At 42.5% G+C, this 12,633-nt stretch carries 6 protein-coding genes; 2 read left to right on the top strand and 4 right to left on the bottom strand.

Translation table 11 applies throughout. The features are described 5' to 3' along the window. Positions 1–282 precede the first annotated feature (282 nt). The gene (locus DABAL43B_RS09300) at positions 283–1,155 is read left to right on the top strand and encodes a LysR family transcriptional regulator (RefSeq protein ID WP_079692110.1); all 873 of its coding nucleotides are present in this window, start codon (positions 283–285) and stop codon (positions 1,153–1,155) included. A 509-nt stretch (positions 1,156–1,664) separates the two neighbouring features. Continuing rightward, on the top strand, positions 1,665–3,164 hold the full coding sequence (putP, locus tag DABAL43B_RS09305; RefSeq protein WP_079692111.1) for a sodium/proline symporter PutP: 1,500 nt from the start codon (positions 1,665–1,667) through the stop codon (positions 3,162–3,164). A 75-nt stretch (positions 3,165–3,239) separates the two neighbouring features. Here the strand turns inward: putP and DABAL43B_RS09310 are convergent, their stop codons facing one another. The 4 genes from DABAL43B_RS09310 to DABAL43B_RS09325 all read right to left on the bottom strand — a co-directional run bounded on the left by DABAL43B_RS09310 (position 3,240) and on the right by DABAL43B_RS09325 (position 11,970). Further along, positions 3,240–4,163 carry an IS3 family transposase gene (locus DABAL43B_RS09310; RefSeq protein ID WP_145952527.1) on the bottom strand — a complete coding sequence of 308 codons (924 nt, stop codon included), beginning with the start codon at positions 4,161–4,163 and terminating at the stop codon, positions 3,240–3,242. Further along, entirely contained in the window at positions 4,067–4,585 is a 519-nt protein-coding gene (locus DABAL43B_RS09315; protein WP_079692113.1) for a helix-turn-helix domain-containing protein, read from the bottom strand. The genes DABAL43B_RS09310 and DABAL43B_RS09315 overlap by 97 nt, the downstream gene beginning before the upstream one ends. A gap of 92 nt (positions 4,586–4,677) precedes the next feature. Then, positions 4,678–6,231 carry a surface lipoprotein assembly modifier gene (locus DABAL43B_RS09320; protein ID WP_079692114.1) on the bottom strand — a complete coding sequence of 518 codons (1,554 nt, stop codon included), beginning with the start codon at positions 6,229–6,231 and terminating at the stop codon, positions 4,678–4,680. A 126-nt stretch (positions 6,232–6,357) separates the two neighbouring features. Then, positions 6,358–11,970 carry a transferrin-binding protein-like solute binding protein gene (locus DABAL43B_RS09325; protein WP_079692115.1) on the bottom strand — a complete coding sequence of 1,871 codons (5,613 nt, stop codon included), beginning with the start codon at positions 11,968–11,970 and terminating at the stop codon, positions 6,358–6,360. Positions 11,971–12,633: the final 663 nt, after the last annotated feature.

The raw sequence follows: 12,633 nt of genomic DNA on the forward strand, positions 1-12,633 counted from the left end.
TTGCTAATAACTTAATTTTTCGTTTGTCTAGACAGTAGTAAGCTAGGACCTTTTTATTTGTAATTTGATAATAAGCGCTGCAATCGGCCAACGAACCAAGTTTTATAGTCAAATAATCAAATTTATATAATAAATACGTCTTGATGTCTTGTGATTATAGCAGGCTAATCCTATAATAATAATTGATGATTTTTGCATAGTTGCAAACTTTTATTTCTAATACATTATGACTAGGTTAGCCAACTTTTATTTATAGCTCGCTACGTAGCTAAGGACATCGGTGTGAATACCACAAATTTGACGACATTCGTCACTGTTATGCAAACAAGCAGTATTTCGGGTGCCGCAGAAAAACTGTTTATTACTCAGCCTGCGGTCAGTAAACGCATCAAAAACTTAGAAGATGAATTCAATATTACCTTATTTGATACCGTAGGGCGCGGGATTGTGCCAACGCAAGCGGCTAGTGAGATGTTACCTCATGCCAAACGCTGGCTTGAAGATTATGAAAACTTCAAAATCAACTTGCAGCATTCTAAGCACATTGTATCCGGAAAGCTCGTCATCGGCACCAGTCATCACATAGGCTTACATCATTTAGCGCCTGTATTAAAGCACTTTATCCAAGCCTATCCTGCCGTACAGTTGGAAGTGCACTTTGTGGATTCAGAAACCGCCCACAAATCGGTGTTAGATGGCGATTTATCATTGGCATTTTTAACATTACCGCCTGTATATGATAAGCGCTTGAGCTATCATACTCTATGGTCAGATCCACTCTTCTTTATGACCGGCACATTATCCCCTTTGGCCACAAAGTCTAATGTGACGTTAGAGCAATTGGCACGCTACCCTGCTATTTTGCCGTCTGCTAATACCTTTACCAGTCAGATTACCTTGGCTGAATTTGCTAAGCACAACCTAAAGCCTTATGCCACTATGAGCACTAACCCACTTGAATCTATTCGAATGTTGGTTTCTGTTGGACTCGGCTGGTCAGTATTGCCACAAACGATGATCAGTCAAGACTTAGAACGTATTGATATGGCCGATAATATCGAATTACAGCGTTATTTAGGCGTGGTCATCAATCCAAAACTAACGCAATCTAACAGCGTTACTGCTCTATTGGAATTACTTGCTCCGATCGAGTAAAGAGTTACTGGCTAAAAGATTGCTAACTTATGCTAAGTGTTCTCTTAACAGAGCATAATTATTTAAAAAATTGCCGAATTCGCATTTGTGACTCTCATACGTTATAATACAGCTGACGTTTTTTGATAACATAAGTTTACCTTAATAACACTGATAGTCATATATTGAATAGTTCTAGTAATATATGATAGTAAACAGTAGGTTTAATGGTTTTAAATGATTGGTTATATAAGTGACTAATATTTATATGTGATTAGTAGATGAGGGCAACTACCATAGTAGGCTGAAAAATGTATTTTCAGTAGTCTTTTAATCACTACTTTATAAATATAAGCCCTAGAACAGCATCAATCATATAAAACTAACAGAAGATATTGAATAAAAGCCATTATGTCCTACTTAATGGCTTTTTTCGTCTTTAGATATTGTTTCTAAACATCGTCTTGTAAGACTTAATTTTTCTCGTTAAAAATAATGACAGCCAATAAAGTTGGTTAAGGACAATTTATATGAACGGAGTTTCTAGTGGCGTGCTGGTATCACTTGGCGCCTATTTCTTAGTGATGATTGGGATTGGCATTTACGCTTATTTTAAGCAAGCCAATGATACTGAAGGCTATATGCTCGGTGGCCGTAGTTTAGGTCCTGCTGTAACCGCATTATCCGCTGGCGCATCAGATATGTCCGGTTGGCTATTACTTGGTTTACCGGGCGCCATGTATACTAGCGGTGTGGTTAGTGCTTGGATTGCGATTGGGTTAACCATCGGTGCTTTCCTAAACTACATTATCGTTGCGCCAAGATTACGTGTCTATACTGAGGTGGCCGACAATGCCATCACACTACCTGATTATTTTGCTAACCGCTTTGAAGACAAATCACATATGCTGCGTGTTATATCAGCGGTAGTTATTATCTTATTCTTTACTGTTTATACTGCAGCCAGCTTAGTTGGTGGCGGTAAACTCTTTGAAAGCTCACTCAATCTATCTTATAGTACTGGTCTGTGGGTGACTGCTGGTGTGGTCGTCGCTTATACCTTATTTGGTGGTTTCTTAGCGGTCTCAATGACTGACTTTGTACAGGGTATCATCATGCTATTTGCCATGGTGATCGTTCCTATTGTTGCTTTGACTGATCTTGGTGGTGTATCAGCAACTACTGAAGCCGTTCGAAACATTGATCCAAACCTACTTAATATTACCAGTGGTATGACCATCATGGGTATTATTTCCTTACTAGCATGGGGCCTAGGCTATTTTGGTCAGCCGCATATTATTGTACGTTTCATGGCAATACGTTCTGTTAAAGATATCCCAACGGCACGTAACATTGGTATGAGCTGGATGATTATCAGTCTTATTGGCGCTTGTATAACTGGTATCGCTGGTCGCGCCTATGTACAAAAAACTGCTATGACTGTAGATGATCCTGAAACTATTTTCTTAGTATTTACCCAGTTTTTATTCACCCCACTGGTTTCAGGTTTCTTGTTAGCCGCTATTTTAGCGGCAATTATGAGTACCATTTCATCACAGCTCTTGGTAGTATCAAGCTCATTAACTAAAGATGTCTACAAACTATTCTTTGATAGAGATGCACCAGAAGCTCGTCAAGTAATGGTCGGTCGTATCTCAGTTATATTAGTTGCTGTTATCGCTATTTTACTAGCTTCTAATCCAGAGAGCTCTGTACTAAGCCTTGTATCAAATGCATGGGCTGGATTCGGTGCTGCTTTTGGACCCCTAGTCATATTTAGCTTAATATGGCGCGGTATGAACCGTAACGGTGCTGTTGCTGGTATGGTCGTTGGCGCATTAACTGTCATCTTATGGATATATGGTCCTTTCCAAATCAACGGTATGGCGCTTAATAGTTGGTTATATGCGATTGTCCCAGGTTTCGTTCTTAGTACTGTCGCTATCTTTGCGGTAAGTATTATGACAGGCGGTCCAAAGGATTCAATCAAAGAGAAATTTAAAGAAATGGAAATGAATTTGCATAAATAAGCACTTTTTATTCACTATTGTCTAATTAAAAAACCTCGCCATGTGAACTAACCCCCAAATGTTGGACGGTTTAGTTTACCCCAAGGACTGAGTTCTGTACTGCACAGGACTCAGTCCTTTCAGTTTCATCTGAATACGCTCATTGTTGTAATAATGAATATACTCGTGAATCTGTTGTTCTAAATCCTCAATCGTTTGAGGTTTTTCAATATAAATCGTCTCACACTTAAGTGTCCCGAAGAACCCTTCCATCAGTGCGTTATCTAAGCAGTTGCCTTTTCTGCTCATACTTTGCTTAATACCATGCTGTTTAAGCACCTGTCCAAACTGTCTCAGTTGATAATGCCATCCTTGATCAGAGTGCAGCATTAGTGCCTTATCGCGACACGCTTTAGTCTTTGCTAAAGCATCATCAAGCATCTTACTAACTAAGTCATAGGTCGGGCGCCTTGAGAGCGTATAACTGACGATCTCATTGTTATAACAATCGAGTATAGGCGATAAATACAGCTTATTATCACCCACCTTAAACTCAGTAATGTCAGTGAGCCAGCGTTTATGCGGATGACCTGAATAAAACTGGCGCTTTAAATGATTCTTCGCGATTTTACCTTGTTGTCCTTTATAGGAGCGGTACTTCTGACGTCTTATCTTTGCGCTAAGCTTCATTTGACGCATAAGCTTAGCAATGAGCTTATGGTTGTGATGAATCCCTAGGTACTTTAACGCGGCCGTGACTCTACGGTAGCCATACCTGCCTTTATGCTGATGGTAAAGCTCAGTTATTCGCTGTTTCAAATCAGCGTACTTATCGTCACTCTCAAGCTTTGTTCTATGGTAATAAAAGACGCTTTTAGGCAGACATGAGGCTTTAAGTAAGTCAGATAAACAACAGCTATCCCTTAGTGCTTCGATGAGCCTTGCTTTGTCACTGCTTGTTCCTTTTGTTTGAGCAAGGCATCTAGCTTTTTTAGGTAGGCAACCTCCGCACGTAGGTATTCATTCTCACGTTTGAGTTCTGCTAGTGTTTTTTCATCATCTGGTTTGTCGGTAATAAATGGCTTGGTCATGGCGGTTCTACCTTTACGTTTGGATATTAGTCCAGACATGCCATAAAGCCGATACGCTTTGTGCCAATGACTAATTAAGGCAGGTGAGCTGATGTTGAACGTTAAAGCGACCTCGGATTGACTTAATCCTTGCTCTAACATGGTCGTAATCACGTGATGTTTAAACTCGCGACTATAGTGAGCTTTACTCGACTTTGGCTTGATGGCATCTATGCCACCGCTTTGGTATTGCTTAACCCATTTTTGTACAAGTTTCGAATCTACTTTAAACTTCTCACTTGTGGCAAGTCCGGTATGTCCTTGCCGATAGTATGCGATGACTTCGATCTTGAAGTCTAGTGTGTAACGCATAAAAATACCCCATAAGTTGTGTCCAACTTATGGGGGTCAGTTCACATGATTAGCGAGGTTTTTTATGAGAATAACCTATCAAATCTGTATTACTAAAAGGTTTTGGTTAATAATATCGTTGCTGCTTTTTCATCTCGATCATCATAATAAGCAAAGTTGCTTGAAGTTGTTTCGTAATCGAATACCAGTCGCGGTGTGAGTCCCAATAAAGTAAAGTCACGCTTCCATACTTGCAAACCTAATGAAGTGGTTTTATCTTCTCTTGTTGAGCCAGGTTCCCCGCCCACAGCATTATAATAGCCGTTCCATGCCCCACTTCCTGCTGTATAGGCATCTGCAGGATCGTCATATTTCTTAATGCCATATCCTAATGTTGTCAGTGTAGAGATACCTCGCTTCCATTCCCTACCCCAACCGGCGTTGACAGAGTTTCGATCGTAACTAATAATGCTGGATTTGGGTACATCATTTCGATAGTTACCTAAGCCGCCATAAAAATATTCTTTGGCGTCCTTGATGTAGAACGCATTTAACCCTAGAAACCTTCCGTCTGTTTCACGATTTGCATTACTATCATCCTCGAATGTTTCGTTAGAAAAAATAGACGTTGCTGATAGTTTTAACTTTGGCTTCACCCAGCGTGAGCCGCTGACCGTCACGCCTTTACGTAAACTATAGGGTTCTTCATCATAGTAGCGCTTGGTCACAAATGGCGTCAGAGAAACATCGTTTTTTGCATCATCATAGCCAACGCCAGCAGAGGCAGTTAATAGATAATCGTTATAATCAGTTTGGTCCCAATAGCCTTTTAAAGACGCATTACCGCCTACGGTAGCATAGAAATTATTGGGTAAATTAAAGCGTTTGTTTGCACTGCCAGAGACCTGAATACCGTTGGCTGACTTTTGCTCAACAGAGTTACCTAACTGAGATTGGATAGTCTTCGAGGGTGCATCGTTTATATTGTTATCTCTTACATAGCTTGCAGAGGCATTAAACTGCCACTTTTCTGAATTATTTATCTGAGACAATGAATTTTTAACCCTAGCCATGACAGGAGCCGGAAGATCAACTGCCTGTAGCTTTAAAAACTGCTCTTTGGCAGCGGCATACTGTTTATCTGCTTGCATGGCGATTGCCATATTGAGGCGGACGGGATGAAAGTCTGGATCTTCTGCTAGCATACCGCGATAGATTTCAATGGCTTGCTTATTTTTGGCTTCACTACGATATATCAAAGCATCAGCGAACTTAATTAGCATTGGATCGTTAATCTCTAACGCTTTGTAATGAGGGAGTAGCTGCTTGACAGTTACCATATCTTGCGCAGCTAATGCATCATTCAAAAATTTGCTAAAAGCGGCTGGATTGGCTTTTAAAGCTTTTAAATTGTAAGCAGTTGCCTCGGCAAGTTGCTGGCGGCTTCTAATCGCATCTTGTGCTTCTGAATCTGAGATTACAGTAGAGGGTGCAGTAGGATCTGACACTGAGGTTTGGTTTTGCCGTTTGATAAGTTCAGCAGCTTGATCAAGCTCAAGTCCTATCTCTGGTAATTCTGGGTCGGCTGCTATAGCTGGTAGAGAAATCGCCATCATTGATAGCAAGATCGACGCTGTGAGAGGTTTACGTATATATTGCTTATTCATAGGTATCCTTACCAAAGTACATTTGTTTACTTTATAAATTTAATCATCCTAAATGACTTTGAAGATTTAAGCGAGAAAAAAAGCGCCCTAAGACGCTTTTTCTTTACTCTGCACAGTCACAGCGATTTATTGCTTTTCAGCGCCAAAGGTTCCTTGGAATTTAGTACCTGTTCCAGCGACCGTTCCTTTACCGCCTTGCCCTGATGCATCTTGGTAGATACCGCCTAGGAAGTTTGCATCAGGACCATAGAAGCCACCAGCGGTATCAATGCCATTGGCATTACCAGCAAAGGTATTACCAGTGATGTCTGCATTAATATTGATTTGGTTACCAGCAGGCATATACTTGTAGCCACCCGCCGCAAAAGATAATGTGCCATCGACTGAGCCATTCACAAAATCAACATTGAAGGCAGAAGTACCATTAATTGGAGCAGTAGAAGCATTGTCAGCCAAATGAATGTTCTCAATATAAGTTGCTACACCATTATATTGAGCCTTACCATCATTCACTTGTTTGAGTTTATCTATACCTGCTTGAGCAGTCAGATACCCTTGTACATAAACATTGGCTGCACGTGAGACGTCGCCTGCAGCTGAATCGAAGTTACCATAAACATGACCGACCTGCATCTGTGAATCAAAATTCTCATAAACAGCCTTATATTTATAAGTTGGATTGAAATTACCCTTTCCTGCATCTACCTTGATTTCCCCACTTGCATTCGTCAACGACACTTCAATAGGTTTTAACACAGAATCGGGCTTGACCATGTCTGCACGAACGACACCCGTGTTGAAGCTCTTGAAGTTATCACCTTTACGATTATCTACTGGTACTTCAGAACCATTCTCCGTTTTCAGTTCAGTCCAAGCAGATTTATCGTCGCGAATTTCAACATAGCCGATAGCATTATCAAGCTGACCTTGGCCAAATGGTAACGTTTTCTCTTTACTACTCAGTGCAGTCGATTGGAAGCCAGTCATTTTCGACTCAGTAGGATCTGGTATTACCTCAACTGTAGGATCTACTTTAGATGCACCATAAGTGCCTTTGATATATTCCTTTCCAATCTCTCTTTCATAAACACCACCTAGTAAACTGGCGCCTTTGCCATAAAAACCACCCACTGTACTAACAGCAGCACCTTTCTCGCTTGCAAAAGTGTTGTCGGAGATAGTCGCATTGATATCGACTTGTTTATCAGCGAAATCTAGCTCACCTTTCACTGATTTGGCTACGAAGTCAACGTCGAATTTAGAGGTACCATCGACCGCTATTTTTCCGCCTTCTACATAGGTAGCCACACCTTTATAATTGGCCTTACCTTCATTGACATTGGTTAACTTGTCCATATCTCCAAGGTTGGTGGCATTACCTTGTACATAGGTACTAGAAAGGTTCCTATTGTATAATATGCCGTTCTTAATATTACCTTCCAAATGACCAATCTGCATTTGATCATCGAAGTTTTTGTATACTGAAGAGTAATTAAGATCTCGATTATGAACAGTTTGTCCTAAACGACCTTCAAAAGAAGTACTGCCTTTATGTTCTTTAAAGCCGTTCCGGTTTTCACCATAGGTTTTATCGGCAGCACCGTTATTAGCGCCTCTTAGGGTAATATCAATTGGCTTTAAAGAGGCTCTCGAATCAACTTCATTAGCATAAACTTTTAATTTGTTATAGCTATTAGAGTTGTTATCAAAAATTCCGTCATCAGAATCTACAGAAGTGCTTTGGAAACCCGATATTCTCGAATCTGGAGCAGCAAATTGATTACCAGCTACTACTGCTGCCGCTTCAGCCGCCTCTGCCCTCGCTATTGCTTCATCTCTTGCTGTTTCAGCAGTTGCTTTAGCATTTAACGCTTCATTTTTAGCATTCTCCGCTTCTGTTTTGGCAGCTTCTGCTGCGGCCTTAGCGTCCTCTGCTACTTTCTGAGCTTGTAGTGCTTTTTCTTTAGCTTCTTTTTGTGCTTGAGCATCTCCTACTGCTTTTTCAGCAGCTTTTTGTGCAGCTATTTGAGCCTCTTCCGCGGCGGCTTGAGCTTTCAATGCGGCATCTTTAGCAGCTTCAGCAGTTGTTGCAGCGGTTAAAGCCGCGGCTTCAGCAGCTTCAGCAGCTTCGGCGCGAGCCAATGCAGCAGCCAGACCACCATCACCGGTTCCGGCATTGGCTAAGGCAGCTTCTGCTGCTTCTAAAGCAGCTTGGGCTTTGACAGCATCGGCTTGGGCTTTAGCAGCGGCAGCGGTGGCTTTATCAGCAGCAGCTTGTACGGCTGCTAAGGCAGCACTGGCTTTATCAGCATCCGCTTGGGCTTTAATAGCGGCTTGCTCTGCGGTCGTTTGTTTGTCACTCTTAGCACCATAAGTACCTTGAGCGCCATTACCTTCATATACACCGCCTAGGTATTGGGCATCACCACCAAAGAATCCACCTTCGGTTGTATAGCCTGCATTATTAGCAGCAGTACCTGAGAATTGATTGCCGTTGATGTCAGCGCTAATACCAATCTTACCGGCTTTAGTGAATGCCAAATCACCTTTTAGGTTTTTCGCAACAAAGTCTGCGGTGAATGCTGAGGACCCAAATTCAATGGCTTGATCTAAACCAAGTTTGCGGTAGGTTGCATCGCCACTATAGTTGACTTTGCCATCGGTTGGAACGTTCGCCACTTGAGTGGCATTGCCAACCACAGCCACTCCATTTACAGGAATTTTAGTGCCTTGGAGTTCTGCTGCACCATCAATGTGGCCGATGCGCATGTCATTACCATAGTCTTTATAGACTGAGGTGTATTCTAATGGCAACTCACCTAAAGCTGTTGTAATAGAGGTATTGTCGTCATGGCTCTTGAACCCATTAGCAAGCTCGGTATCGCCTTCACCTGAAATATTGACATCAACTTTAGGTAGTAAGTTATTAGAGGCTACATCAGCGCGAGCTATAACGTTATTTTCGCCAATCTCAAACTCACGTGTCGTTACTACAAAATCAGGAAGACCTGCAACTGATGTACCAACGTTGATAGATTGAGCACCACTCTTCTTCGATTCAGGGGCGTTCTTAATGGTGGCAGCGGCTAAGGCGTCTTTGGCAGCTTGAGCAGCTTGCTGAGCAGCGGTTACTTGGGCGGCAGCTTGAGCAGTAGCGGCGGCCTGTGCTTGCTGAGCAGCAATGGTTTGGGCATTGGCGGCTTCAAGGGCGGCTTGTCTGCGATCAACTTCGGCTTGTAGGGCGGCTGCATTGCCACCCCCTGAGGCCAGTGCAGCCGCTAAAGCTTGTTCTGCTTTAGCTAACGCTTGTGCGGCAGCAGCTAAGTCGCCTTTGGCTTTGTCAGCTTCGGCTTGGGCTTGTGCCGCTTTTTGTTTTTCAATCGCCGCTTGTGCTTGAGCAGCTGTTGCTTGTTGATTGGCGGTATCTGCTTTGGCATTGGCTGCGGCGATCGCGGTGGTAGCATCGGCTTTAGCTTTAGTTGCTTCAGTTTTAGCTTTAGCTTCCGCAGCTTTAGCAGTGGCAGCATCAGCGTCAGCTTTGGCAGCTTGTGCTTTTGCATCGGCAGCTTGTTGATTGGCTGCTGCTACTTTCTTATCCGCCTCAATCTTAGCATCACCAATGGCTTTAGTTGCCGCAATTCTCGCAGCTTCTGCAGCACCTTCCGCGGCGGCTTGAGCTTTCAGTGCGGCATCTTTAGCAGCTTCTGCAGTTGTTGCAGCGGTTAAAGCCGCGGCTTCAGCAGCTTCAGCAGCTTCGGCGCGAGCCAATGCAGCAGCCAGACCACCATCACCGGTTCCGGCATTGGCTAAGGCAGCTTCTGCTGCTTCTAAAGCAGCTTGGGCTTTGACAGCATCAGCTTGGGCTTTAGCAGCGGCAGCGGTGGCTTTATCAGCAGCAGCTTGTACGGCTGCTAAGGCAGCACTGGCTTTATCAGCGTCCGCTTGGGCTTTAATAGCGGCTTGCTCTGCGGTCGTTTGTTGGTCACTCTTTGCACCATAAGTACCTTGAGCGCCATTACCTTCGTAGACACCGCCTAGGTACTGGGCATCGCCACCAAAGAATCCACCTTCGGTTGTATAGCCTGCATTATTAGCAGCAGTACCTGAGAATTGATTGCCGTTGATGTCAGCGTTAATGCCAATCTTACCGGCTTTAGTGAATGCCAAATCACCTTTTAGGTTTTTCGCAACAAAGTCTGCGGTGAATGCTGAGGAGCCAAATTCAATGGCTTGATCTAAACCAAGTTTGCGGTAGGTTGCATCGCCACTATAGTTGACTTTGCCATCGGTTGGAACGTTCGCCACTTGAGTGGCATTGCCAACCACAGCGACACCGTTTACTGGGAGTTCGTTTATACCAAGGGCTGCTGCACCGTCGATGTGACCGATGCGCATGTCATCGCCAAAGTCTTTATAGGTTGAGGTATAAGTCAGCGGTAAAACGCCAAGGGCGGTTGTAATATCAGTGCTATCATTGTGCGATTTAAAACCGCCTTGTAAGTTGGTATCATCTGCGCCAGAGGTGGTTACGTTGACGATTGGTAATAGACCACCTGATGCAGTGTCTGCTCGGGCTTCAACGCTGTTACTGGTGGCGTTAAAGTCACGGCTAGTAGCGGTAAAGGCGTTAGGTAGGCCAGCAGATGATGGATCGATACTCAATGACTGAGCACCACTCTTCTTCGATTCAGGGGCGTTCTTAATGGTGGCAGCGGCTAAGGCGTCTTTGGCAGCTTGAGCAGCTTGCTGAGCAGCGGTTACTTGGGCGGCAGCTTGAGCAGTAGCGGCGGCCTGTGCTTGCTGAGCAGCAATGGTTTGGGCATTGGCGGCTTCAAGGGCGGCTTGTCTGCGATCAACTTCGGCTTGTAGGGCGGCTGCATTGCCACCCCCTGAGGCCAGTGCAGCTGCTAAGGCTTGCTCTGCTTTAGCTAACGCTTGAGCGGCAGCAGCTAAGTCGCCTTTAGCTTTGTCAGCTTCGGCTTGGGCTTGGGCCGCTTTTTGTTTTTCAAGGGCCGCTTGTGCTTGAGCAGCTGTTGCTTGTTCTTCCGCTTTAACTTTAGCTTCTTCTGCTGCTTTTTTTGCAGATGCTTCTGCTTTAAGTGCTTCTTCTACTTCTTTCGATTTAGCTTCCGCTGCTTGAGCACGAACATCTGCCGTCTTTGATTTCTCTTCGGCATCTTTCATCTTTGTGACTGCATCGGCTGCTGTTTTCTTAGCCAAATCTACTTCTGACGCAGATGCTTTTGCAGCCGCTTCAATTTTCGTTACCGCCTCTACTCTTGCAGCTTCAGCAGCGGCTTTTGCTTCAATAGCTTCTTTTTTTGCAGCGTCAATAGCAATTTTAGCTGCTGTAGCGGCTTTCTCTGATTCTTTACCAAAACCTTCTTCGGCTGCTTTTAAGGCAGCTTGTGCGGCTTTGGTTTTAGACTCAGCAACTTTAAGCGCTTCTTCGGCTACTTTGGTTTTTGCTTCCGCTGCTTTAATAGCTTTTTCAGCTTCGCCAATAACACCAACACCTCCGTTACTGCTACCTCCCGTATTACCTTCATCTATGGTGGTTTCCGTGCCACCATTCCCCGGTAAAACCGGTGTTGGCTTCGGAGTAATAGTATTATCTCCGCCACTAGACGAACACGAGGCTAGAATAATAGCAGTTAAGAGAACCACACTAGCTTTAAGCGGGGTATTTAATTTTCTTGCTGTCGATACAGCTGTAATTGAATGACGGTTAGGTGACATTCGTCTTCCTCCATGAAGAGTTTAAAATAGGATATAACTATGCAAACATAAGTTCATTAACATGTATAGATAAACAAATTGTATAAAAGAAGTCAATAATTATTAATGAAATATTGTCGATTGTAATATTTAGTTACCAATTAATCCTAAGAGACGAATATAAGCTTTAATCATGATATAAAATGTATCAAATTAGACATGTCAAGCATGATTTAACAAATAAAACATAGAATTTCCTTTAAGAAAATTAATTGAAGAGCCCTTCATTAAAACATTAAATTCATGCACTTAGGATTTAAATAAAATAAAACATATATAAAGTTTAAAATATTCAGCTAAGTTATGAGAAATAATTAGAGAAATGGATGGCTAATTAAGTTGAATACAACCTATTTAAGTAATAAGAAGTTATTTGTTAATATTGAAATAACAGTCCCTTAAAATATTCATTGCCTTAATATATGACCAAATAAAAACACTGTTATTTTGAACTATAGTTCGTATAAAAAAATAATGAGTAAATTACTAACACTTTAATAAAATAGACTTTTGTTAAATTAAAATATTAGTATAAAGTTTTATTTTATTGTTTTTTATTAAAAAATTTTACTTTTGAAGAAATTTAAAGTAGAAAAAAGCGCCCTAAGGCGCTTTTTTAATAAA

This window comes from Psychrobacter sp. DAB_AL43B (assembly GCF_900168255.1).
GTDB lineage: Bacteria > Pseudomonadota > Gammaproteobacteria > Pseudomonadales > Moraxellaceae > Psychrobacter.